General features: G+C 62.9%; 19 protein-coding genes, 1 tRNA gene and 1 pseudogene. 10 read left to right on the forward strand and 11 right to left on the reverse strand.

Features of this window, described 5'->3' with window-relative positions; all coding sequences use genetic code 11:
• On the forward strand, positions 1-589 hold a 589-nt coding region (locus UW3_RS29725; RefSeq protein WP_010223979.1), incomplete at its 5' end, for a PEP-utilizing enzyme.
• Positions 590-655: 66 nt separating this feature from the next.
• On the opposite strand, the pseudogene UW3_RS29730 reads toward UW3_RS29725, so the two are convergent.
• From UW3_RS29730 to UW3_RS0117440, 3 genes and pseudogenes are all read right to left on the reverse strand, one after another.
• A pseudogene (locus UW3_RS29730) lies at positions 656-805 on the reverse strand (lysis protein); the annotation flags it as partial.
• A gap of 266 nt (positions 806-1,071) precedes the next feature.
• Positions 1,072-1,920 carry a tail fiber protein gene (locus UW3_RS29135; RefSeq protein ID WP_010223980.1) on the reverse strand — a complete coding sequence of 283 codons (849 nt, stop codon included), beginning with the start codon at positions 1,918-1,920 and terminating at the stop codon, positions 1,072-1,074.
• A 611-nt stretch (positions 1,921-2,531) separates the two neighbouring features.
• Positions 2,532-2,605: transfer RNA gene (locus UW3_RS0117440), tRNA-Cys, on the reverse strand.
• Positions 2,606-2,913: 308 nt separating this feature from the next.
• Between UW3_RS0117440 and alkB the strand changes: the two genes are divergently transcribed.
• The 4 genes from alkB (at position 2,914) to UW3_RS28320 (ending at position 5,530) form a co-directional block, all read left to right on the forward strand.
• A complete protein-coding gene (gene alkB, locus UW3_RS0117445; RefSeq protein ID WP_010223981.1) occupies positions 2,914-3,570 on the forward strand; it encodes a DNA oxidative demethylase AlkB in 657 nt (218 codons plus the stop codon).
• A 105-nt stretch (positions 3,571-3,675) separates the two neighbouring features.
• Positions 3,676-4,953, forward strand: coding sequence for a bifunctional O-acetylhomoserine aminocarboxypropyltransferase/cysteine synthase (locus UW3_RS0117450; protein ID WP_010223982.1), 1,278 nt, complete (start codon positions 3,676-3,678; stop codon positions 4,951-4,953).
• Entirely contained in the window at positions 4,950-5,231 is a 282-nt protein-coding gene (locus UW3_RS28315; protein ID WP_010223983.1) for a class I SAM-dependent methyltransferase, read from the forward strand. The genes UW3_RS0117450 and UW3_RS28315 overlap by 4 nt, the downstream gene beginning before the upstream one ends.
• A gap of 116 nt (positions 5,232-5,347) precedes the next feature.
• The gene (locus tag UW3_RS28320; protein ID WP_010223984.1) at positions 5,348-5,530 is read left to right on the forward strand and encodes a hypothetical protein; all 183 of its coding nucleotides are present in this window, start codon (positions 5,348-5,350) and stop codon (positions 5,528-5,530) included.
• A 25-nt stretch (positions 5,531-5,555) separates the two neighbouring features.
• Here UW3_RS28320 and UW3_RS0117460 read toward each other — a convergent pair whose 3' ends face one another.
• Complete coding sequence (locus UW3_RS0117460) at positions 5,556-7,406, reverse strand: polyurethane esterase (protein WP_010223987.1); 1,851 nt, start codon at positions 7,404-7,406, stop codon at positions 5,556-5,558.
• A gap of 250 nt (positions 7,407-7,656) precedes the next feature.
• Between UW3_RS0117460 and UW3_RS0117465 the strand changes: the two genes are divergently transcribed.
• A complete protein-coding gene (locus UW3_RS0117465) occupies positions 7,657-9,597 on the forward strand; it encodes a DNA topoisomerase III (protein ID WP_010223989.1) in 1,941 nt (646 codons plus the stop codon).
• Positions 9,598-9,753: 156 nt separating this feature from the next.
• Here the strand turns inward: UW3_RS0117465 and UW3_RS0117470 are convergent, their stop codons facing one another.
• A complete protein-coding gene (locus tag UW3_RS0117470; RefSeq protein ID WP_010223992.1) occupies positions 9,754-10,578 on the reverse strand; it encodes a class I SAM-dependent methyltransferase in 825 nt (274 codons plus the stop codon).
• A 98-nt stretch (positions 10,579-10,676) separates the two neighbouring features.
• On the opposite strand from UW3_RS0117470, the gene UW3_RS0117475 reads away from it, so the two are divergent.
• Both UW3_RS0117475 and UW3_RS0117480 read left to right on the forward strand, forming a co-directional pair.
• Positions 10,677-11,069 carry a VOC family protein gene (locus tag UW3_RS0117475; RefSeq protein WP_010223993.1) on the forward strand — a complete coding sequence of 131 codons (393 nt, stop codon included), beginning with the start codon at positions 10,677-10,679 and terminating at the stop codon, positions 11,067-11,069.
• 13 nt (positions 11,070-11,082) lie between these two features.
• Positions 11,083-11,460 carry a GFA family protein gene (locus tag UW3_RS0117480; RefSeq protein WP_010223995.1) on the forward strand — a complete coding sequence of 126 codons (378 nt, stop codon included), beginning with the start codon at positions 11,083-11,085 and terminating at the stop codon, positions 11,458-11,460.
• A gap of 12 nt (positions 11,461-11,472) precedes the next feature.
• Here UW3_RS0117480 and UW3_RS0117485 read toward each other — a convergent pair whose 3' ends face one another.
• From UW3_RS0117485 to UW3_RS0117505, 5 genes are all read right to left on the reverse strand, one after another.
• On the reverse strand, positions 11,473-13,566 hold the full coding sequence (locus UW3_RS0117485) for a TonB-dependent siderophore receptor (RefSeq protein WP_010223997.1): 2,094 nt from the start codon (positions 13,564-13,566) through the stop codon (positions 11,473-11,475).
• A 105-nt stretch (positions 13,567-13,671) separates the two neighbouring features.
• Positions 13,672-14,619 (reverse strand): p-hydroxyphenylacetate 3-hydroxylase reductase component, encoded by a 948-nt coding sequence (locus tag UW3_RS0117490; protein ID WP_010223999.1) that lies wholly within the window; start codon positions 14,617-14,619, stop codon positions 13,672-13,674.
• A gap of 58 nt (positions 14,620-14,677) precedes the next feature.
• Entirely contained in the window at positions 14,678-15,847 is a 1,170-nt protein-coding gene (locus UW3_RS28940; protein ID WP_010224001.1) for a p-hydroxyphenylacetate 3-hydroxylase oxygenase component, read from the reverse strand.
• 223 nt (positions 15,848-16,070) lie between these two features.
• Positions 16,071-17,483 carry a DOPA decarboxylase gene (locus UW3_RS0117500; protein ID WP_010224002.1) on the reverse strand — a complete coding sequence of 471 codons (1,413 nt, stop codon included), beginning with the start codon at positions 17,481-17,483 and terminating at the stop codon, positions 16,071-16,073.
• An 84-nt stretch (positions 17,484-17,567) separates the two neighbouring features.
• A complete protein-coding gene (locus UW3_RS0117505; RefSeq protein WP_010224003.1) occupies positions 17,568-18,512 on the reverse strand; it encodes a LysR family transcriptional regulator in 945 nt (314 codons plus the stop codon).
• A gap of 159 nt (positions 18,513-18,671) precedes the next feature.
• Here UW3_RS0117505 and UW3_RS0117510 point away from each other — a divergent pair, with 159 nt between their 5' ends.
• Entirely contained in the window at positions 18,672-20,159 is a 1,488-nt protein-coding gene (locus UW3_RS0117510; RefSeq protein ID WP_010224004.1) for an aldehyde dehydrogenase family protein, read from the forward strand.
• 153 nt (positions 20,160-20,312) lie between these two features.
• Here UW3_RS0117510 and UW3_RS0117515 read toward each other — a convergent pair whose 3' ends face one another.
• A complete protein-coding gene (locus UW3_RS0117515) occupies positions 20,313-22,532 on the reverse strand; it encodes a TonB-dependent receptor (protein ID WP_010224005.1) in 2,220 nt (739 codons plus the stop codon).
• A 468-nt stretch (positions 22,533-23,000) separates the two neighbouring features.
• On the opposite strand from UW3_RS0117515, the gene UW3_RS29735 reads away from it, so the two are divergent.
• The coding region (locus UW3_RS29735) for a helix-turn-helix domain-containing protein (RefSeq protein ID WP_420220028.1) at positions 23,001-23,358 on the forward strand (358 nt) is incomplete at its 3' end.

A 23,358-nucleotide genomic window follows, 5' to 3' on the forward strand; every position in this document is an offset into this window, starting at 1 on the left:
CTTCAGCCCGCATCGCCTGCCTTGGGAAACCGACCCAGGCACCCCACGCCCCAGCCATGCCGAACTGCCCCTGCAACCGCTGCCACTCTGGCCCAGGCCCATCGCGATGGCCCACCGCCTTGGCTTTCCGGGGCTTCGGGGGTACTACCTGCAGGTGCGCGAATGGTACCGGGACAACCTGATGCGTATCTTCTTCCGGGTGCACCACGCGATGCCAAGAGCCGAGCGTGCACGCTGGTTCGCACCACACCCTGAAGTGCGCAACCGCGCGGGCAGCTTCTGGCAAGATGGCCGCGAGGGCCTTGAGCAGGCTGCCGGCTTCATGATCTATCCCGGCTACGTGCGGGGCATTCTCGGCCAGGATATCCTTTTTGAGGACAGCCTCGACCCGGGGCGGCATGCCCAATATCAGCAGGCTAGCGCGGTGATCGCACGAATGGGTGGGCGGTTGTCCCACGGTTCAACCCTGCTGCGCGAGTTGCGCAAACCATCGGCGGTGCTGCCGCAGGTAGATAATGGATGGCTGGGCCGCGAGGTGGTTTATTGCGACGGGGAGTTGCGATTGTCGCACCCTGATAGCCAGTCGTGATGCAGTTTAAGAATTGTGGACCCCCAGCCATTGAAAGCAGCCATCTGCGCTTGTTTGTTTTACCGCTCACCGCCCGACGTTTCGGACGTGGGCCTGGCACGCCCGCAAGGTAATTAAGCCTTGGTCGCCGGCATCGGCGATGGCGGCATTTCGTTGAGCAGCCGCAGGGGCAAGTTCGCCTCGCGCGGCGCCATGAACCACGCCGCAGGTGTCGGACTATTCAATGGAGTGAGCGCGCCGGTCCACCAAGCGATCGAAGCTAGTACTCGGTGACAGCCTCGATAATTCCCGCCAGAGTCCTCTTCACGCTGCTGCTCCGGTTATTTGACCAGAGCAGTATAGGACGCCTCGAACGCCAGGCCTGCTATTCGGGCTCGGTCATACGCTTTCGCCAGTTCTCTTGTGCGAGCAGGTCGGAGAGCACAAGGGCGGCATAGTGGGAGTACACCGCCGGAAATATGAGAGTTTTAAAAGCGAGAAACTCAATACTTGATCAGTGCAAGTAGCGCAATATTGCGTGGCCGAGCGACGCCTGAGTAACCGCGGTCGCCGGCGAGACCCGGTAATGCATAATTGACTGTCGCATCGACTCCACCGACGGTAACAGTCGGGTAATCAGTGGTCGAGTACGGGTCTACGCCCATCGCTACTTGCGATGCTGCACCAGAGTTTTGTGTGGTTGAAGCACTCCAGATGCCGTTGGCTTTATTGTCAGTGGTATCGTAGGGGTGCAGGGTGCCCTTTTGCGACGATCCAAATGCACGCCCAGCATCTATCCCCCTGCCGTCATCAAAGCCGCGGATGAACTCGCCTCGCAAGTCAGGCAATACGAATGTGGTCGAACCGTCCCCAGCACCATAGGTCGTTCCAATTGCCGCAAAGAGCGCAGAAAACGTGCTACGTGAAACCTCAGCGCCATCTGCTTTGAGCCAACCCGCAGGAACGGAATTGGCAGCCGAAAATTTCACATCACCCGGCGCAGCTCCCGAAGCGATGGAGATCTGACCCAAGGTTACCGCGTGCTGGCTACGTGTTGCATTGGCGACCTGCTGTGCACCGCCGTCGCTACTGATCAACACCCAACACAAAGCGCCGCCGTTGAGCAAAGGGCCAATATGCGAGACCAGCGTGACATTGCCGCCAGCAACGATCTCGTCCCCCTGCAGCAGTTGCCCACCCAAGCCATAAATCGGAGCCGCTGCGAGCCCATCAGGGGCATAGGTAGCATCGGCCGGGTTGGTCATCGTGGCGCGAAAATACTGAACCACGCCGTTGATGGTGGGCAGCGCTGCAAAGGGCAGGGAGTTTGAAGCGGTGTAGGTAGTTGTCATCTGACTTTCCTTGTGAGTTGACACGAAAAAATTCAAAAGTGGCTGCGTCGGTCGGCACCTCGGGCAGACAGCCTGCAATCTCAATATACTGTATATACATACAGTATATTGAGCAAGCTAAATCCATCTTGAAATCTTCATCACTCGCTCCTTTGATGGTTTGCTCAGCCCACTGGGCGCCGGTCGCGGCAAACGATGTAGGCAGCAGCGCATCATGCGACGCACCAGCCCGCTTTTCATCGTCAACGAGCATGGCAAGCGGATGAGCTGGCCAATGTTGCGCAACCGGTGGGCGGACGCACGCGAGGCCACGAGGTTGAAAGCAGAGCTGGAGAAGAAGCCTGACCTTACCAATCGAATAGCCCAGTTCCAGTTCAGGGACATCCGACCGAAAGCGGCATCTGAGGATCAACGACCTGAGCGATGCGAGCGTGCTGCTCGGACACTCGAAAGAGGGAATCACCGAGCGCGCTTACCGTCGCGTCGGGGCCATCGCCAAGCCCTGCAAAGGGTGAAATTTCGGAACTCAATGCCTGAAGTATCGGAACTCCAACCTTTTCCGACCCACAAAGAAAAACCCCGCAGACGTTAATCTGCGGGGCTTTCAATAATGGAGGCCGAGGTCGGAATCGAACCGGCGTAGACGGATTTGCAATCCGGAGCATAACCACTTTGCTACTCGGCCTCAAATGCCCGAGACCCTGAAACTGCGATCTCAAACATATACAACTCTTTAAGGAAACAACTTACTAAAACCGCTATCTCCTTGAAAACGCTAGGCTTTTTAAGTGCCTCGTTTTCGATGGACGCAATTATGTACTCATTCCCCCGCTCTGGCAACCCCTTGAATTCAAAAAGTTTATTTTTTTCTTCGAGGGGCCCTGGGCACCCTGAAGTGCGGGCTTTGCGCGCAACAAACAGGGGGACGGCACAGGTGCCAAAGCGCGTTACTATACAGTCTCTGCACCCAGCCCGCTGCCTGAATCGCCGCTTATGATGCAAACCGAACTGGACCTGTTCAACCCCGCCAACCCCGCCGAGCCACAGTGGATCGGCAAGCAGGCGGTAGTGTTGCCCGGGCTTGCCCTGGCCTGGGTCGACGCCCTGCTACCTGAGCTGCGCCAGATCATCGCCTGCGCGCCTTTGCGGCATATGGTCACTCCCGGTGGCCTGAACATGGCCGTGGGTTTGACCAACTGCGGGACACTGGGCTGGATCAGTGATCGGCGCGGTTATCGCTACAGCCCGGTCGACCCACTCAGCCAGCAACCCTGGCCGGCATTGCCAACCGTATTCAGCGAACTGGCCGCCCTCGCCGCTTCGGCCGCAGGCTTTGCCGACTTCCAGCCGGACGCTTGCCTGGTCAACTGTTATCAGCCGGGCAATCGCTTGAGCCTGCATCAAGACCGCGATGAACACGATTACAGCCAACCGATCGTCTCGGTTTCGCTGGGTTTGCCGGCTGTGTTTCAGTTCGGTGGCCACAGCCGCAACGCGCCCAGCCAACGCATCGGCCTGCGCCATGGCGATGTGATGGTCTGGGGCGGTGAGGATCGCCTGCGCTTTCATGGGGTGCTGCCTCTCAAACCGGGCAACCATCCCGTGCTGGGCAGCCGGCGCATCAACCTGACCTTGCGCAAGGCGGGCTAGGCAGAACGCTATCGCGGGGCCAGCCTGCTCCCACGGACCTTGACCGTCACTCGCTCCGCGCTCCATGCTCTAGCCCCTTCCCCCCGACTTTCAAGGAACGATTGCATGAAGCTGGAAACCCTGGCCATCCACGCGGGCTTCAGCCCCGACCCGACCACCAAGGCCGTCGCGGTACCGATCTACCAGACCACCTCTTTTGCCTTCGACGACACCCAGCACGGTGCCGACCTGTTCGACCTGAAAGTCGCCGGCAACATCTATAGCCGGATCATGAACCCCACCAATGATGTGCTCGAGCAACGCATGGCGGCGCTGGAAGGCGGCGTCGGTGCCCTGGCCGTGGCCTCGGGCATGGCCGCGATCACCTACGCGATCCAGACCGTGGCCGAAGCCGGCGACAATATCGTCTCGGTGGCCAAGCTCTACGGCGGCACCTACAACCTGCTGGCCCATACCCTGCCACGCTTTGGTATCCAGACCCGCTTTGCCGCCCATGACGACATCGCCGCCCTCGAAGCGCTGATCGACAGCCGCACCAAAGCAGTGTTCTGCGAGTCGATCGGCAACCCGGCGGGCAATATCGTCGACCTGCAAGCCCTGGCCGATGCCGCGCACCGCCATGGCGTACCGCTGCTCGTCGACAATACCGTGGCCACGCCGATTCTCTGCCGCCCGTTCGAACACGGCGCCGATATCGTCGTGCACTCGCTGACCAAGTACATCGGCGGCCACGGCACCAGCATCGGCGGCATTGTCATCGACTCGGGCAAGTTCCCCTGGGCCGAAAACAAAGAGCGCTTCGCCCTGCTCAACACCCCCGACCCGTCGTACCATGGCGTGACCTACACCGAAGCCTTTGGCCCGGCCGCCTTTATCGGCCGCTGCCGGGTGGTGCCGCTGCGCAATACTGGCGCGGCGCTGTCGCCATTCAACGCCTTCCTGATCCTGCAAGGCCTGGAAACATTGGCCCTGCGCATGGAGCGTCACACCGAGAACGCACTCAAGGTCGCCCACTACCTGCAGAACCATGAGCAAGTCGCCTGGGTGAAGTACGCCGGCCTGCCTGATCACCCCGAGCATGAACTGGCCCGGCGCTACACCGAAGGCAAGCCGGCCTCGATCCTGTCGTTCGGGATCAAGGGCGGCCAGGAGGCCGGCGCGCGCTTTATCGATGCACTGCAGTTGGTGGTGCGCCTGGTGAATATCGGCGACGCCAAGTCGCTGGCCTGCCACCCCGCCTCCACCACCCACCGCCAGCTCAACGACGAAGAACTGGAGCGCGCCGGCGTGCCACGGGACATGGTGCGCCTGTCGATCGGCATTGAGCACAGCGATGACATCATTGCCGACCTGAGCCAGGCCCTGGAGGCCAGTCGCGGATGATCCAGTCCGACTACTACGCAGCCTCACGCGAGGCTGCGGTGTACCCGCACCTGCGTCAGGCAGTTGAGCTGGTCGCCATCGATGCAGGCACCATTGCCGTGGATGTCGGTTGCGGCGCGGGCCGCAACACGCGGTTCTTGCTGGAGCGCGGGTTTGTCGTGCACGCCTACGACAACAACCCCGAGGCCCTGGAGTATGTGCGCGACTTGGCCGATAAGCCGCAATGTTTACCGCCTGCAGCAGCTTTGAAACTTTCGACTACCCCCAGGCGGCGTTGATCACCGCCAGTTCCTGCCTGTTTTTCTGTCGGCCGGAACACTTCGCAGAGGCTTGGCGCCGGATCGTTCAGGCGTTACGCCCGGGCGGGATATTCTGCGGGCACTTCATGGGGCCAATGGACTCCTGGGTACAGCTTGAACGTCGCGACCTGAGCGTGCGTGACCGTGCACAGACCGAGCAACTGTTCGACAGCTTCGAGTTGCTCGATCTTTATGAGCACAACCAGCCCGGCAAGACGTTGCTGGGCCGCAGCAAACACTGGCACACCTACTCGGTGCTGGCCCGCAAGACCGCTTAAGGCTTGCCGGCCAGCAGCGGTTCACTCAAGCGATGACGATCTGCGCCGCGCTCAGGCTATCTGCCGACACCCCCACCAGGGTCACACTGTCAGCGCCAAAACGCAGTACGGTATCGTTACCCTCCTGGCTCAGGTGCTGGCGAAAGTCCGGTTGCGCGGTGCCGCCATCAACGCCGATGAACAGCAGACGGTCATCACTGCTAAAGCCTTGAACCTGATCCTGGCCAAAGAGGCCGCTGAACAGGAAGGTATCCTGACCGCCGCCTGAAACCAGCACATCGTTACCAGCGCCGCCGACGAACACATCGTTGCCACGCCCGCCCTGCAAGTGGTCATTGCCGTCCAGGCCAAACAACCAGTCACCCTGGGCGCTCGCGGTCAGGCTGTCATTAGCCGCCGTGCCGTTCTGGCTCGTAGCATAGGCGTGCAGCTTGCCACTGCTGAGCACACCCTGCGGGTCGATCTGGTGGCTGACCTCCTTGCTGAAGAGCACCAGGCTCGACTCCTTGCTGACCAGCGTCTCGACCTGGTTGACCAGGCTGATGCCGCCCGCTGCGTCGCGCAGGTACAGGGTGCCGTTGCCATCGCGGGCGATATCGAAACTGCCAAGGGCCTGGCCGAGTTTCAGGGTGTCGTGCCCGGCGCCGCCGTCGATCAGGTTATAGCCGCCGTCGTCACGGAAGGTGTCGTTGCCGCCGCGCCCTTCCAGGTAGTCATTGCCATGCCCGCCATGAATCAGGTCGCCGGCTTCGGAGCCGATGATGAAGGTACTGCCCGTGTGCGTCTCGGCATTGCGGTTCAGGTCCTCGACCCAGGTCGAGCCACGGGTAACGTCGGAGAGGTTGCTGACGACGATGGTCGAGTCCTTGGCCGTCCAGGCGTAGAACTTCGAATCCAGCACCCGGCCCAGGCCGTCACCGTACGCCGTAGGCAAATGCGACAACCAGGTGGCGATATTGCCGATCGAATACGGCAGCAGGTTCCAGGCATCGGAGGCGTAATGGTCATTGAAGTTGACGATGTTGTCGGTGCTCGAAGGCTTGGCGCCGTCGTGCACGCCGACGGTTGCCCAGTCGAAACTCGAGCCATTGAGGGCGCGGAACACCGGGTCGTTCTCGTAGCCGATATTCAGCACCTTGCCGCTGTCACTGGCCTGGGTCGGTGAGGCAAAGGCTACGTAACGGGCATCCTCATAAAAGCCCCCCCACTTGTCGTGACTGAGCTCAGCCAGGCTGTTGACGCCCAGGCCGCCAAGGCTGTGGCCACTGACGGTGATATCGGCGCCTTTGAGGCCATTGGCCTTGGCAAAGGCGGCGACATCGTCGAACAACCGGCCAAAGGCATTGGCGGCGTAATTTTTTGCGTAGCCGTCCGGGCCAATGGCGGCCATCAGGTCGTTGATGGCATCGGCGATGGTATCGCCCACCAGGTTTTCCCGTGGCCCGCTGGTACCGCGAAAGGCAATGCCCAGCCCGCTCAACTGGCCGGCGGCGTCATACTTGCCGAGGATCTCGACCTGGGCACTGGTGTAGCCGGCGGTTTCGCCGTGGAAGGTTCCGCGAAAATCCGTGCTGCCCTCATAGCCCAGTTGCTTGGCGCTGATCGGCGTCCAGCCCGCGGCCTTTACAGCGGCCAGGGCCTGGGCTTCGGAGTCGGGGTTCCAGGGGATGCCCGGGATCGCGCCCTGGCTGTCGGTGCCGCCAATCAGTGCCTTGACCAAGGTGGCGGGCAAGCCCAGACCAAAACCGTTCTGCTGGTAACCAACGGCAAAACCGTTGTCGAGGCCGTGATAGGCATAGAGGGTCAAGGCCATGGCGTCGCTGTACAGCGCCTTGGAAGCGGCGCTGTCGAGGTTGCGATAATCGAAAACAGGCATGGGGGTACATCCTTGTGCAGTTGGCAGAAAGCCCTGGCGACATCGTCCATTGACACACCCGAGGGCAGGTCAAACGCTGCCACAAGGGCAATTCTCCCGTCCACGGTCACGTCGAGGGCAAGCTGGCCAAATGCGAGGAGTTTTCGTTACCAGGGCGGCAACACCAAGCTGTATATCCATACAGATAAAGCTTGCCACGCCTATCAATCCTGCGCATCCTATGGCCTTCACCAGCCATAGATCGAACGGCATGCGTCTGTTTCTCTGCGAAAAGCCTTCCCAGGCCAAAGACATCGCCAAGGTGCTCGGCGCCAACCGCCGCGGCGACGGCTGCTGGGTCGGCACCGATGTCACGGTCACCTGGTGCATCGGCCACCTGCTGGAAACCGCTCCGCCCGACAGCTACGACGCGCGCTACAAGCGCTGGGTGTTGGCCGACCTGCCGATCGTGCCCAAGAAGTGGAAAATGCTGGTCAAGCCCAAGACCGCCAGCCAGTTCAAGGCGGTTAAACGCCTGCTCGGCGAGGCCCGCGAACTGGTGATCGCCACCGACGCCGACCGCGAAGGCGAGATGATCGCCCGTGAGCTGGTCGAGCATTGCCGCTACCGGGGGCCGATCAGCCGGCTATGGCTGTCGGCGCTCGACGACGCGTCCATCCGCAAGGCCCTGGCGACGCTCAAGCCCGGTAGCGAAACCTTCAGCCTTTACCATTCGGCCCTGGGGCGCTCGCGAGCCGACTGGCTGATCGGCATGAACATGAGCCGGCTGTTCACCCTGCTCGGCCGTCAGTCCGGTTACCAGGGTGTATTGCCGGTAGGCCGGGTACAAACGCCGACATTGCGTCTGGTGGTCGATCGCGACCGCAGTATTGCCGACTTCGTGCCGGTGGCCTACTGGGCCATCGACGTGCAGCTACGCAGCGCTGGCGAGCAGTTCACTGCACAGTGGCGGGCACCGGAGGACGCCTGCGACGACCAGGCCCGCTGCCTGAACCAGGCCCTGGCCCAGCAGGCCGCTGCGGCCATCGGCGCGGCCGGCAGTGCCCGGGTAATGAACGTCGCCACCGAACGGGTTCGCGAAGCGGCGCCGCTGCCCTTCGACCTCGGCACCCTGCAGGAGCTGTGCTCGAAAAAACTCGGCCTCGGCGCCCAGGAGACCCTGGACATCGCCCAGGCACTGTACGAAACCCACAAGCTGATCACCTACCCGCGCAGCGACTGCGGTTACCTGCCATTGAGCCAGCACAGCGAGGCAGCGGCCATTCTGGCCGCCTTGCAGCGTGCCGATGCCAGCCTTGCGCCCTTGCAACCGTACCTGCAAGCGCAACGCCGTTCACGGGCCTGGAACGACGCCAAAGTCAGCGCCCACCACGGCATCATTCCCACTGCGGCGGCCAGCGACCCGTCGCGTTTGCCGGCCAGGCACAAGGCAGTCTATACGCTGATCCGTGCCCGCTACCTGGCGCAGTTCCTGCCCAACCACGAGTACGATCGCACCCAGGCCGAGTTCGATTGCGCAGGCCAGGCATTACGTGCGGTGGGCAAGCAGATTGTCGAGCCAGGCTGGCGCCGCGCCCTGCCTGAGGCCCTGACGCCTGGCAAAGGCCGCGAGGCGCCGGTGGCTCAGGTGCTGCCGCTGCTGCGTGAAGGGCAGGATTGTGCCGTGGCCGGGGTCAACCTCAAAGACTTGTGGACCCAGCCGCCCAAGCCGTTTACCGAAGGTGACCTGATCAAGGCGATGAAAAACGTCGCCAAGCTGGTGGACGACCCGCGCCTCAAGCAAAAGCTCAAGGACACCACCGGCATCGGCACCGAAGCCACCCGTGCCGGGATTATCCAGGGCCTGCTCGATCGCGGTTACCTGGTCAAGAACGGCAAGGCCCTGAGTGCCACCCCGGCGGCCTTCAGCCTGATCGACGCGGTGCCGCGGGCGATTGCCGACCCGGGCACCACGGCGATCTGGGAACAGGCGCTGGACATGGTGCAAAGCGGCGAGATGAGCCTGGAGGACTTCGTCGCCAAGCAGTCGGCGTGGATGAGCAAGCAGGTCGAGCGCTGCGCCGGCATGCGCCTGACCATCAGCGGCCCGGCCACCCCGGCCGGGCGTGGTGCTGCGCCGTGGAAGAAAAAACGCAAAAGCAGCGCAGCGGCGGGCAAGCGAACGCGCAAGCCGAAGGCGGCAGCGCAGTGAGGCTGCCGGCCTCATCGCTGGCAAGGCCAGCCCCCACAGGTCCGGCGTACACAAGTCCTCTCCCACAACAAACACTTGCTCCCACACGATCGGCGTCTACCAAGCCATTGTGGGAGCCAGTCTTGCCGGCGATGAGGCCCTCAAGGTCCGCAGCCGTTAGCCCCGCTTGACCGCCTGCAAGGTGTAACTCAGCGGCAAGCGCCAGCGATCCTTGTTCAGCGACCACTCACCTGCCCCGTCTTGGCTCATCTGCCCCGGCAGCGCCTCCCAGGGAATGCTGTCATGCTCCACCAGCGCGGTGAGCTGCAGCCCATGCTTGAGCAAGGCACTGATGATCTCGCCCAAGCCGTGGTTCCACTCATGGGTAACCGTTTGCTCAAGCAACCTGTCGGTCTCGACATACGTCTGGCCGCTGTCCCACACCGTCGGCGCCTCGCGCTCGAAGTACGGGTACTCGATCACCAACTGGTCCTGATGATCTTCGTTCACCGCCAGCAGCATCGGGTGACCTTCACGCAGGAACAGCCGCCCACCCGGTTTGAGCAGCGCCGCCACGGTACGCGCCCAACGCTCGATGCTCGGCAACCAGATCAACGCGCCGATGCCGGTGTACACCAGGTCGAACGACGCCGGCGCCAGCACCTGGTCGGCGGCGTACACATCCGACTCGACATAGTCGATCCTGGCCCCACAGCGTTCAGCCAAGGCCCGCGCCTGAGCCAAGGACTGCGCAGAAAAATCCAGCCCGCTGACCTCGGCCCCCAAACGCGATAGCGACAACGTGTCGGTTCCGATATGACACTGCAAGTGCACCGCCCGCAGGCCACGGATATCGCCCAGGCGCGGCAAGTCGAAACGTACCACTTCAGACAGGTGCGCAGGGTCGGCGACGAATGTGTCTACTTCATAGTCTTTGGATGCCGCGTGCAATGGCGCACGCTCATCCCAGTTGCGGCGGTTGAGTTCGATCGGGTCGGTCATCAGGGCTCTCCTTTGCAGCCACAACCTTAGCGACGTACCCAAGCCGCCGGCAAGTGCTGTATAAACCGCCCACGCCCTCTTCAATCAAGGAAGCATTGATGAAACTCGGATACACCATCGTCTACGTCCCGGATGTCGCCGCCTCGCTGGCATTCTTCGAACAGGCCTTCGGCCTGGGCCGGCGCTTTCTCCATGAGTCCGGCGACTATGGCGAGCTGGACACCGGCGCCACCACCCTCGCCTTCGCCTCATTGGCCCTGGGCAACAGCCACTTTCCGGGCGGTGTGCTGGCAGCCAGCGAATCGGCAAAACCGCTGGGCATGGAAATCGCCCTGGTCACCGACGATGTCGCTAGCGCCCATGCCCGCGCCGTGGCTGCCGGCGCCATCGAGCTGAAAACCCCCGAAGCCAAGCCCTGGGGGCAAACACTGTCGTATGTGCGCTGCCCCGATGGCACCCTGGTGGAGCTGTGCACGCCGGTTGGCAACTAGCCCGGAGACAACCATGGACGTTGAAACCTACAGCGGTGGCTGCCTGTGCGGGGCGATCCGCTTTGAAGCCACAGGACCGGTACTGAACTCCCACTGTTGCTCGTGCAAATGGTGCCAGCGCCATACCGGCGCGCTGACAGCCACCTGGGTCGAATTTGCCCGCGAGCAGGTTCGCTGGATCGGCCCGGCAGGCGCTCCGGCCACCTTTCGCTCCTCGGACTATTCCCGCCGCGCCTTCTGCCCCACCTGCGGCAGCTCGCTGGGTGCCATCGATGATGAGCCTACAGTAGCCCTGCTGCTGGGTAGCTTCGACAGCAACCAGCATCAGGCCCTGGCGCCGACCGCGCATTCATTCAACGACCAGTTGCCGCGCTGGTGGTGCGTGCAATAACGCACTGCCGATTTACAGCGCCAGGCTCAGGCTGACCATCAGATTGCGCGGCTCCCCAGGCAGGTTCCACGCCGCGTTGTAGCCGCGCTCGTAGTACTTGCGATCGAACAGGTTGTTCAGGTTCAGGCCCACCGTGGCCTGTTCGCTGACCTTGTAGTGGGCCAGCAGGTCGACAGTGCTGTAGCTCGGCAGGCGAAAGCTGCTGCCGGCCTGGCCGGAGCGCTCGCCGACATAGTTGGCCGCAGCGCCAATGTCCGAACCGAGCAAGGGCCCGCTCTGGAACTCATACACCGCCATCAGGCTACCGCTGTGCCGGGGGATGCCCAGCAGGTCGCTGCCCTTGGGCAAGGCGGCATCGCCCTTGGTCACTTCGGCATCGATATAGGCATAGGCACCGATCACCCGCACCGCGTCGCTGAGCTGGCCACTGAACTGCAGGTCGACACCCTGGCTGCGCGCCTTGCCGGCGGCGATGCTGTCACCGAAGGCATCGGTGGTGATGACGTTTTCCTTGTCGATCTGGAACAGCGCGATGGTTGCCCCCAGACGGCTGTCGAACAGGTCGAGCTTGAGCCCGGTTTCATAGCCCAGGCCCTTCTCCGGCTTGTAGATCTGGCCCTGGGTGCCGATGCTGTTGGGCTTGAACGAAGTCGAGGCATTGGCGAACACACCGACTTCAGGTGTGAGCTGGTACAGCAAGCCCACACGCGGCGTGGCAACGTCCTTTTCCTGGCGGTTGCTGACCTGCGTAGTGCGGTTCTGCGCGGTCTGCTCGATGTGCTCCAGGCGCACGCCCAGCAGGCCGCGCAAACGCTCGGTAAAGGCAATCTGGTCCTGCAAATTGAGCGCGTAGCTTTCAGTGTGCTCGAAGAAGTCATTGGGGTTGATCAGCGGCGGTTTCGCCTGGCCGTACACCGGATTGTAGATGTCCAGGCCATAGCCGAGCGAGGTGGCGCTCTGCGGGTACTTCTGGCTGTTGCGGTAGTTCTCGTACTCCAGGCCGATCAGGCTCTGGTGCTCCCAGCCGGCGAACTGGAACTGGCCATGCAGTTCGGCCTGGGTGATGTTGTCGTTCCACTCGAAATCGCGCTCGCGGTAGAAGCGGCTGATGGTGCTGCCGACCACCCGCGACGGCTCCGAGCTGTTGCCCTTGAGCCGGCCCTGGGTGTAATGGTTGGCCAGGCGCAGTGTCCAGCTGTCGCTGAGGCTGTGTTCCAGGGTCAGGTCGAGGGTTTGGTTGTCATTGCGGATGCGCCCGTCATTGGGCTCACCGAGAAAGGTCGAACGGCTGACCGAGCCCAGCTCATTGTTGACCGCCGGGATACCACGGTCGAACACCGACTCGGTGCGCGAGAACTCGGTATCGATCGACAGCAGGGTCTCGGGGCTCAATTGCCAGCTCAGCGACGGGCTGACGATGCGCCGCTCGCTGCCGACATAATCGCGAAAGCTGCCGTTATCCTCCACCGCCATGTTCACCCGCGACAGCACCCTGCCGTCCTCGCTCAATGGCGTGTTCACGTCCAGGCTGCTGCGGTAGCGGTCCCAACTGCCGGCGCTGGCCTTGAAGCGGGTGAAGGCCTCGGCCTGCGGACGCTTGGTGACGATGTTCACCAAACCACCTGGGTCGCCGCGCCCGTACAGGCTTGCCGCCGGGCCCTTGAGCACTTCGATGCGTTCGATGTTCGAGGTGTCGGGGGCACTGTAGCTGCCGCGGTTGACGGCAAAGCCGTTCTTGTACAGCTCGCCGGTGGTGAAGCCGCGCACGCTGTAGTTGAGGAAGGTCAAGCCACCGAAGTTGTTCTGCCGGCTGACCCCGCCGGCAAAGTCCAGGGCGCGGTCGATGCGCGTGCTGTTGAGGTCCTCGAGCACCTGACTGGGCACCACGGCGATGCTTTGCGGGGTGTCGCGGATGTCAGTGTCAGTTTTCGTCGCGGTGCTCGAGCGGCTTGCGCGATAGCCTTGCACCGGGCCGGTCGCGGTTTCTTCGTAATGGCGCTCGTTGACGTTGAGGGCATCGAGTACTACGGCGTCGGCGGCAACGGCTGGCAGGGCGAGCAGCGAGGCGGACAGGCCTAGGGACAACCTTCCTACGGGGTAGTTCATGGGGGCTCCTTAAAATCATGTAATAACATAACAACTTAAGGAGAAATATAAAAGCATCGCGACGCAAGCGCTCCTGCAGGAGCGGGCTTGCCCCGCGATCAAACCTCAACAGCTGCGAATCACCGCCTGCAGCACGGTCTTGAAGGTCGCAATCTGCTCCTCGCTGAACGTCCCGAACACCTTGTCCTGCTGCTCGCGGGCAATGCTCCACAAGCCTTCGGTCTGGTCGATGCCAGCGCTGGTCAGGCGCACATGCCCGGCCGCCTGACTGTCGCAGACCAGGCCCTTGCGCTTGAGGTTGGCCACTGCCTCGTCGATTTCCCGCGCCGGCATTGCCACTTCACGCTGCAGGTCGGCCAGGTTCAGCCCGGCGTCATTCTCCAGCACCATGAGCATCCGCGCCTCGCTGGTGCGCAGGCCGCTGGACAATTGCCGTGGCTGGTAGCTGCTCTGGTAGGCACGCAGAGCCTGGGTCATCAGGTAATACAGGTTGTGGCTCAAGCGGCCCTGGAAGTGGCTGCTCGGTGGCTGGCCTTCTTCACGGCGGGTCATGCGGGTGTGCGGCAGCACCATGGAGTAGGCGCCCTGGTGATAGAGCAAGGGCGAGCGCCCGCAATCATCGAAGGCCACCACCTTGCCGAGCATGATCCAGTGATCGCCGCCATCGAGGATCTGGTGGGTTTCACACTCAAAGCATGCCGAGCAATCGGCCAGGATCGGCGCGCCGCCCTCGCCTGCTTGGTAACTGATGCCGGCGAAGCGATCATCCTTGGGTTTGGCGAAGTTATTGGACAAATCGATCTGGTCGGCGGCGAGGATGTTCACCGCAAAATGGCTGGCCGCCTCGAACACCGCCAGGCTGCTGGAGCGTTTATCCAGGCTCCAGAGGATCAGTGGCGGGTCGAGGGACACCGAGTTGAAGCTATTGGCGGTGACGCCGACCAGGTTGCCCCGAGGGTCGGCGGCGGTGACCACGGTGACGCCGGTGGCGAAGTTGCCCAGGGCGCGGCGAAAGGCACGGCTGTCGAAGGCGGTTGCGGTTGCGCTAGACATGCAAGACTCCCCGGCTGCCTTGAGCGGCAGCCGTCATTGTTGTTATTGGCGAGGCCCTTCAGACCATGCTCGGGTCAGGCTCCAGGCCCATCAGCTCGCGGCCGAGAATCTGCGCGCAAACGTCGTAGTCGGTGTAGGCATGGGCGCCGGTCATGTGCGCGTCGCGCCACAACCGCTGCATCTCGTTGCTGTCGAACCACGCGGTACCGCCAGCAGCTTCGAACAGACGATCGACCGCCTGAATGCACATCTTCACCGCATAGCCCTGATTGGTGCGCCAGAACGCCAGGGTCTCGCGCGTCGGGTACTGGTGACGTTCGCTGTGCTCGGCGTGTTCCTGCCAGGTTTTTTCCAGAAATGCGCGAGCGGCGGCAACCTGATGGGTGGACTCGGCCAGGCGCATCAGCGCGGGTGTGGCGGCGCCAACATTGACCCCGGTATAGGCACGCACACGGTTCTTGGTCTTTTCGCGGAAGGCTTCGAGCATGCGCTCGGCAATACCGAGGCTGACGGTCGAGAAGCCACTGGCAAAGTACGGCCGGTATGGCGAGTAGAACACCTTGCTGTCCGGGTACAGGCCAAAGCCTGCGGACTTGCCTTCCATCATGTCCTTGGCTTTCTGGATGCGGTGCTCGGGGACGAACACCTTGTCGATCACCAGGGTCTTGGTGCCGCTGCCTTTCATGCCGGCGGCGAACCAGTCGTCACGGATTTCGTAGTCACTGCGTGGCAGCACGGCGAAGCAGTAATCCTGGGTGCCTTCGGCATTGGCCCGGCGGCAACCGACAATCGCCCACTCGGCATGGTCACTGCCACTGCTCCAGCCCATCTCGCCGCTGAACAGCAAGCCGCCTTCGACCTCTTCGACCTTGCCGAACGGAGCGATACTGCTACTGGCGGTGGCGTCGGGGTTATCGCCCCAGATTTCTTCCTGCAGCTTGGCCGGGAACATTGCCAACTGATGACTGTGGGTGCACAACAGGCTCATGGCCCAGGCGGTGCTGGCGCACGCGCCGGCAAGCAAGGCGATGCAGTCGGCGAACTGCGGCAGGGAGATTTCCAGGCCGCCGTACGGCTTGGGCAGGAAGGCACGGTGCAGGCCGATGCTTTTGAGCAGGGCGATGTTTTCGTCCGGGACCTTGCGGTCTTGCTCGGCACGGGCGGCATTGGCGGCGATGGTGGGCAAAATCGAACGAAGGTCTTCGAGCAGCGGATTTGGCTTTTTCATGAGGGGCCCTGCTTATTATTGGATGTCCACCGAGGCCTGCGAAGTGGCAGGTGGCGGCGGATGCAGGGGCCAGTATGGGAGGCTTGGCTCAGGGGGAAAATGCAACTTCCATAGGCAAGATTGTACTTTTCATAGCTGTTTAAAGGCATCGCGGGTCAAGCCCGCTCCCACAGGTCCGGCGTACACAGCTCCATTGTGGGAGCGGGCTTGACCCGCGATGGATTCACCCCGCTACGACGTTCTGCAAATTGCGCCAAAGCTCAGCCACATGCTCACGCTCGGTCGGCAACGCCCCCACCGACACCCGCACCATCCAGCGACCGTTCAGGGTTGCCGGGGTGACATAGGCCACCCCCGAAGCATTGAGCCGATCAGCCCAACGGCGGGTATGCGCATCCAGCGCCTCCCCCTCCAGGCCGTCGCCCCGATGGCGAATACACAGGGTCTGCAACTGCACCGGCGCCAGCAATTCCCAGCCCTGCGCATTGCGCACCTGTTCGGCCAGCCACTGGGCGTTGTCCAGGTCACGGCGCAAGCGCTGCTGCAGGCTCTCGATACCTTCGCTGCGCAACATGAACCACAGCTTCAAGGCACGGAACCGCCGCCCCAACGGAATGCCCCAGTCGCGCAGGTTCTTGACCTTGCTGTCGACCGCCGACTGCAGGTAGCTGGGGTTGGTGCTCATGACCCGGATCAGGTGCTGCGGATCACGCACGAAGTACAGCGAGCAATCGAAAGCCACCCCCAGCCATTTGTGCGCATTGACCACAATCGAATCGGCCTGCTCGATACCGTCCCACATCCAGCGGCATTCCGGCAGGATCATCGCCGAGCCGGCCATGGCCGAGTCCACGTGCAGCCATAGGCCGAACTTGCGCGCGATCTCGCCGACCGGTTGCAGCGGGTCGATGGCGGTGGTCGTCGTGGTGCCGGTGGTTGCCACTACCGCGCAAGGTTGCAAACCGTTCGCCAGGTCCTCTTCGATGGCCGCGGCCAGGGCTTGCGGGCGCATGGCAAAGTGGTCGTCGGTTTCGATGTAGCGGATGTTGTCCTTGCCAAAGCCTGCCAGCAGCGCGGCCTTGTCCACCGAGCTGTGGGCCTGGGCGCTGGTGTAGATCATCAGCGGCTTGCCCTGCCCCTGCAGGCCGCCCTTGGCCAGGGCGTAGTCGCTGCTGCGCTCGCGGGCGCTGATCAAGGCGACCAGGGTGCTGGTGGACGCAGTGTCCTGAATCACCCCGCTCCACTGCGCCGACAAACCGACCATCTGCCGCAGCCAGTCCACGGTGGTTTCTTCCAGCTCGCTCAGGGCCGGGCTCGATTGCCACGACAGGCCGAGCACGCCAAGGCCGGTGCTGAGAAAATCGCCAAGCACCGACGACAAGCTGCCGTTGGAGGGGAAGTAGCCGAAAAAGTCCGGGTGCTGCCAGTGCGACAGGCCGGGCATCACTAACTGGTCTACGTCCTTGAGAATGTTCTCGAACGGCTCGCCCTGAACCGGCGCCGAGCTGGGCAAGGCCGCCTTGAGGTAGCCGGGCTCGACCTGGGCCATCACCGGCAGTTCGCCGACACCCTGGCGGTAGTCGGCGATCAGGTCGATCAGTTGGTGGCCATGTTTGCGAAATGCTTCCGGGCTCATGCAGCGGCTCCTGTTGTTGTCGGTAAGTGGGCCTGAGTCTAGGCCCTGGCCCACCGACAAAAAACGCCGCCCGGCGCATAGCTGCTATGGCGAATGCGCATGGCCGCCGTGCACGCCGAACTGCGACTGCTGCCACTGCTCGAACACCAGGTTGCGCAACCAGCGGTGCTCGGCCGAGGCGTGCAGGCGCTGGTGCCAGACCACCCAGTAGCGCTGGCTGTGCTCGACAAAGGCCAGTGGCCGCCAGGTCAGCGGATGCAGGCGGCTGAGCTGACGGGCGATGTGCTCGGGCACGGTGACCAGCGCCTGGCTGCTGCCGACCACCTGCACCGCCGCCGAGTAGAACGGCACCTGCAGGCTGACGCGCCGGCTCAGGCCCTGCTCGCGCAGGTGGCGGTCGATAAAGCTGTCCTTGTCGCCACCACCGGAAATACGCACATGGTTCCAGGCGCGGTAATCGTCCTGGGTCAGTTCGGCTTTGCTCGCCAACGGGTGTTCGCGATGCATCAGGCATACCGCGCGGTCTTCACCGAGCATGCGCCCGTGCAGGTTGGCCGGGGCGTCGTCGAACAGCGTGGTGGCCAGGTCGACTTCGCCACTGGCGAGCAGTTCATACTGCCCCGGTTGCCAGGTGCGGTACTCGATCGACACCCCCGGCGCTTCGCGCTCCAGGGTGCTGACCAGCAGCGGCAGCATGTGCTCGGCGATGTAGTCCGAGGCCGCCAGGCAAAAGCGCCGCTCGCAGCGTTTGGGATCGAAGGCCTGCGGTTGGCGCAAGGCCTCAAGCTCGGCCAGCACCTGGCCCAGCGGCACCAGCAGGCTTTCGCCGCGTTCGCTCAACACATAGCCGCGGCCCTGACGCACCAGCAGCGGGTCGTCGAACGCCTCGCGCATATGCGCCAGCTGACGGCTGAGCACCGACTGGCTGCTGCCCAGGCGTTCGGCGGCACGGCTGAGGTTTTTCAGCTGCAGCATGCTTTGCAGCGCCCGCAGGTGGGCGATGCTCAGGGAAGCGAAGATCGGATTCAAGAGGCGCTCCTGCACAGGCGGATGCCGCAGCCTACGGGCAAAACCTGCAGATTACAAAGCGCCTGGCAGGCCGGTGCATGGCCGGCGGCAGGCTCAGTCAAGCCGGCGCCGGTATGCTGCGCTAGGGTCGGGGCCTTGCTTTCCCTTGAGGTTCGTCCCATGAGCAACATCAGCCTTTTGCCCCAGGTGCGCACGTTTCTGCAACGCGAGCACAGCAGTTTTATCGACGGTCGCCAACAGCCTGCGGACCATGCCCGGCTCCTTGAGGTGATTGACCCGGCCAACGACCAGGTCATCAGCCGCGTGGCCGAAGCCTGCGTGCGCACGGTCGACGCCGCCGTCGCCTCTTCGCGCCGAGGCTTTGCGCAATGGTCGCAAACCGCCCCGGCCGTACGGGCCAGCGTGCTGCTGAAACTCGCCGATCTGATCGAACAGCACCGTGAGGAGTTGGCGCAACTGGAGACCTGCCAGTCGGGCAAGCTGATCACGCTTGCGCGCAACTTCGAGGTCGACCAGGCCGCACATTTTTTGCGTTACTACGCCGGCTGGGCCACCAAGCTCAGCGGCCAGACCCTCACCCCATCGCTGCCCTCGTTCAACGGCGAACGCTACAGCGCCTTCACCCTGCGCGAACCGGTGGGGGTGGTGGTCGGCATCGTGCCCTGGAACTTCTCGACCATGATCGCCCTGTGGAAACTCGGCTCGGCCTTGGTTACCGGTTGCAGCATCATCATCAAGCCCAGCGAGTTCACCCCGCTGACCATCCTGCGCATCGCCGAGCTGGCCATTGACGCAGGCCTGCCCGCTGGCGCACTGAACGTGGTGACCGGCGCCGGCCTGGCCGGCAAGGCGCTGATCGAGCACCCGGGCACCGACAAGGTCTCGTTCACCGGCTCCGTGCCCACCGGCCTTGCTGTTGGCCAGAGTGCCATGGCCGCCAACCTGACCCGCACTACCCTGGAGCTGGGCGGCAAGAATGCGGCCGGGTTCCTGCGTGATGTGCCGTTGAACAAAGCGGTGGACGGCATCATCGAAGCGGGCTTTTTGCATGCCGGGCAGATCTGCGCCGCAGCCGAGCGCTTCTATGTGCATCGTTCGCAGATCGAGGCGGTGACCGGTGCCTTGAGCGAGCGCCTGGCAACGTTGAAGATCGGCTCACCGCTGGATGAAACCAGTGAATTCGGCCCGGTGAGCAACAAGCAGCACCAGGCCAAACTCGGTGCGCTGTTTGCCAAGGCGCGCCGCGAGAACAGCCAGATCATTCATGGCGGGCGCCTGATCGAAGGGCCGGGATGCTATGTGGAACCGACGGTGATCCTGGCCCATTCGCTGAACGACAGCCTGCTCACTGAAGAGACCTTCGGGCCGGTGGCGACCTTTTTGCCTTACGACGATGAAGAGCAACTGATCGCCCTGATGAATGACAGCCCTTATGGCCTGAGTGCCAGTGTATGGACCAACGACCTGAGCAAGGCCTTGCGCCTGGTCCCGCAGGTACAGGCCGGTACGGTGTGGGTGAACATGCATACCCTGCTCGACCCGGCGGTGCCGTTTGGCGGGGTGAAGGCTTCGGGAATTGGCCGTGAATTTGGCGGGGCGTTTATCGAGGATTACACCGAGCTCAAGTCGGTGATGATTCGCTACTGACCCCAAAAGCACCGCTGGCAAGCCAGCTCCCACAAGGTCCGCAATACCTGTGGGAGCTGGCTTGCCAGCGATGCAAGGCAAAGCCCTGCCCAAAAACCTACGGCACCACCACCCCCAAGCGCTTTAGGCCCGCGGCCGGCCCGGCACTGACGGCTAAAAGCGGGTCGTCGCACTCACCCCGAACGTGCGCCGATCGCCCCGCGCGTCCCAGGCAATATCGAACGGCAACGGCACGCTGTCGGTCTTGTACTGCTTGTCGGTCAGGTTGTTCACATACGCCGTCAGATCCAGGTCATAGCGCCCGCCCAGGTGATAGGTGGCACTGGCATTGCCCAAGGTATAGCCGCCCTGGGAAACGCTGTGATCCTGCTGCGCCGTCGGCAGGAAGAAGATCCGACTCTGATAGCGCCAATCCGTGCCCAACCGCACTTCATCGCCATTCTCCAGCGGTATCCGGTAACTGCCGCCCACGGCCAGGGTCCGCGACGGCGAGCGGGCAATGCGGTTACCCGAATAATCCACCCCGCCGGACTCGAAATCCTGCAGCTCGGTATGCAGCAAGCCCAACGAGCCATGCAGTTCCAGGTTGCTGAACGGCAACGCCTGCAGCTCGAACTCGGCGCCGCGAATCACCCCTTGGCCACTGTTGGTCAGCAGCGACACCACCTGGCCGTCGCGCACCGACACGGCGTTGACCTGAATGTCCGAGTAGTCGTAGTAAAACACGTTGGCATTGGCGATCAGGCGCTCGTCGAACCACTCGCTCTTGACCCCCAGTTCGTAGGCATCGACGTTCTCCGGCGCCACCACCGAGGCCTCGGCCTGCACCTGCGCACCGCCGCTGAAACCACCTGAACGAAACCCCTTGGCATAGCGAAAGTACACCCGCGCGTTGTCGTTGAGCTGGTACTCGGGGGTGAAGTCGTAGGTGAGCTTGTTCCAGGTGCGTTTTTCGTCCTGTTCGACGCGGGTCACCAGGTCGCCGGTGTAGTGTTTCCACCAGTCGCGCTCGCTGCTGTAGCTGACCGCATCGGCATCCGGCGCGGCTACGCGGTGCAGGTCGATGTCCTTGGTTTCGCGGGTCCAGCGCAGGCCGGCGGTGAGGCTCAGGTTGTCGGTGGCCTGCCAGGTGCTGCTGCCGAAAATCGCGAAGCTGTCGGTGCTTTGGTCGATATCGGTACGACCGTAGTCAGCCACGCCCAAGGCCTGGTTGTAGGACTTGGGCAACAGGCCGTTGTCGTTGCGACTGTCGAGTTGTTCATGGAACACATGCGTGCCGACGATCCAGCTGACCGGCTGGTTTTTCGCCGAAGACAAGCGCAGCTCCTGGGACACCTGCTTCCAGCGGTCATCGTTAAAGCCACGGCCGAACTCGTAAAGGCTCATGTTCGGGCTTTCGGCTTTTTCGTGGATATCGTCGAAGGCGGTGATCGAGTCCAGTTGCAGGTCGCCCAGATCCCACTTCAGTGCCAACTGCACACCGTTGTGCTCGATGCGGTCTTCCGCCTTACCGGTAAAGGCGGCCTCGTCGGTACCCGGCTTCGGCGCCGGGCCGAACAGCGTATTGCCCCCCGGCCCCGAACCCCAGGCGCGGGTGGCAATACCCTGCCCTTTATAGTCACGGCCATGCAGTTGCAGGGTGGCCTGCAGGTCGTCGTTGATCTGCGCCAGCAATTGCAGGCGCAGGGCCTGATCGTGGATGTCGCCAACGGTATGGCCATCGACCTGGTTCTCCAGTTGGCCATCGGCGCTCTGGTCGACAAACGCCACCCGTGCGGCCAGCTTGTTGTCGATCAGCGTATCGCCATAGGCGCCTTCGTACAGGCGCGAATTGTAGTTGCCCAGGTCGAGTTTGAAGTAACCGTTGGCTTTCTCGAAATCCGGCTTGCGCGAAACAAAGTTGATCGCCCCGCCAGTGGTGTTCTTGCCCCACAGCGTGCCCTGCGGCCCGCGCAGCACCTCGACGCGCTCCATGTCATAGAGCGGAAAACCGGTAGCCACGTGGGGGTCGATATACACGTCATCGGTGTAGATGCCTACCGGGTAAACCGTGGTCGACGCCATGTCCCCCGAGCCCATGCCACGAATGTACCAGCGCGGCCGCTGGTGCCCGGCGAACTCCGGGGCGATGGCGTTGGGCACATTCTGCAGCGCCTTGCCGGCACTGAAGCCGCCACCGCTGTCGGCGATCTGCTTGGCGCTGACCACGGAGATGGCCGAGGGCACATCCTGCACCGACTCTTCGCGCTTTTGCGCAGTAACCGTGACAGTGGGCAGCGCTTCGGGGCTTGGCTCGGCGGCGAAGCTCGGTAGCGTGGGTAAGGCGGCGGCGATGGCCAGTAACAGGGGCACGCGGGCGAAGGGAGCGGTCATGAACGTCGATGTTCCACGAGGGGGAAGAGACGAGGGCCTTCGCAATGGTTGTGCCAGGTGGGTAGTGGCTTGATTTGTATCGGTTTTGTCTGTTTGCGATTGATGAGATGTTGCCTGATGAGCAGCTGGCCAGCACTGTTTGCGTGAGCATCAGCAGGGGCCAAACCTTTAACTACGAGCGCGCTCCAATCTTCCCTTCAATCCATTCTGCAACCTCGCGACCCTCCCCCTGTCGCTGTAAATCCAGCGGCCGGGTTTGGTAGCCCGAGTACTCTAAGGCGTGCAGGGTGGACCAAGCCTCGGCCAAGTAAACGCCGAGGGCTACGCCCGGGCCGCCGACGCGGCCCATCGAGCGAATGCTCATCCCCGTGAAAAACACACCTAGAGCAAACACGGCTAGGCACAGCTACGCGGGTATAGTCGATTCTATGCCGACCGTACTTCCAAGAGCCTCCAGCCGTGCCCGACTTGCCGCCCAACGCCGCCTACACCCAGCGCTTCAGCGCTGTGCTCGCCTACATCGACGCCAACCTCGAAGGTGATCTATCGGTAAAAACCCTGAGCCAGGTGGCGAACTTTTCGGTGTTTCACTTTCATCGCCAGTTCACGGCGTACGTCGGGGTGCCGGTCTCGCGCTATGTGCAGTTGATGCGCTTGCGCCAGGCGGCGCATCGTTTGGCGGCCAATGCCGATCACTCGGTGCTGGAGGCTGCCCTGGCGGCAGGTTTCGAAAGCCCCGAGGCGTTCAGCCGGGCGTTTCGGCGGGCGCTGGGCATGTCGCCTAGCGCCTTTCGCCGCCAGCCGAACTGGCAGGCCCGGAATGCGG

This window comes from Pseudomonas donghuensis (genome assembly GCF_000259195.1).
Classification (GTDB): domain Bacteria; phylum Pseudomonadota; class Gammaproteobacteria; order Pseudomonadales; family Pseudomonadaceae; genus Aquipseudomonas; species Aquipseudomonas donghuensis.

Bases quoted from the DNA above. Each gene is read 5' to 3' on its own strand.
- UW3_RS29135 (WP_010223980.1), bottom strand. From the start codon at position 1,920: ATGACAACTACCTACACCGCTTCAAACTCCCTGCCCTTTGCAGCGCTG.
- alkB (WP_010223981.1), top strand. From the start codon at position 2,914: ATGATGCAAACCGAACTGGACCTGTTCAACCCCGCCAACCCCGCCGAG.
- UW3_RS0117450 (WP_010223982.1), top strand. From the start codon at position 3,676: ATGAAGCTGGAAACCCTGGCCATCCACGCGGGCTTCAGCCCCGACCCG.
- UW3_RS28315 (WP_010223983.1), top strand. From the start codon at position 4,950: ATGATCCAGTCCGACTACTACGCAGCCTCACGCGAGGCTGCGGTGTAC.
- UW3_RS28320 (WP_010223984.1), top strand. From the start codon at position 5,348: ATGGACTCCTGGGTACAGCTTGAACGTCGCGACCTGAGCGTGCGTGAC.
- UW3_RS0117460 (WP_010223987.1), bottom strand. From the start codon at position 7,406: ATGCCTGTTTTCGATTATCGCAACCTCGACAGCGCCGCTTCCAAGGCG.
- UW3_RS0117465 (WP_010223989.1), top strand. From the start codon at position 7,657: ATGCGTCTGTTTCTCTGCGAAAAGCCTTCCCAGGCCAAAGACATCGCC.
- UW3_RS0117470 (WP_010223992.1), bottom strand. From the start codon at position 10,578: ATGACCGACCCGATCGAACTCAACCGCCGCAACTGGGATGAGCGTGCG.
- UW3_RS0117475 (WP_010223993.1), top strand. From the start codon at position 10,677: ATGAAACTCGGATACACCATCGTCTACGTCCCGGATGTCGCCGCCTCG.
- UW3_RS0117480 (WP_010223995.1), top strand. From the start codon at position 11,083: ATGGACGTTGAAACCTACAGCGGTGGCTGCCTGTGCGGGGCGATCCGC.
- UW3_RS0117485 (WP_010223997.1), bottom strand. From the start codon at position 13,566: ATGAACTACCCCGTAGGAAGGTTGTCCCTAGGCCTGTCCGCCTCGCTG.
- UW3_RS0117490 (WP_010223999.1), bottom strand. From the start codon at position 14,619: ATGTCTAGCGCAACCGCAACCGCCTTCGACAGCCGTGCCTTTCGCCGC.
- UW3_RS28940 (WP_010224001.1), bottom strand. From the start codon at position 15,847: ATGAAAAAGCCAAATCCGCTGCTCGAAGACCTTCGTTCGATTTTGCCC.
- UW3_RS0117500 (WP_010224002.1), bottom strand. From the start codon at position 17,483: ATGAGCCCGGAAGCATTTCGCAAACATGGCCACCAACTGATCGACCTG.
- UW3_RS0117510 (WP_010224004.1), top strand. From the start codon at position 18,672: ATGAGCAACATCAGCCTTTTGCCCCAGGTGCGCACGTTTCTGCAACGC.
- UW3_RS0117515 (WP_010224005.1), bottom strand. From the start codon at position 22,532: ATGACCGCTCCCTTCGCCCGCGTGCCCCTGTTACTGGCCATCGCCGCC.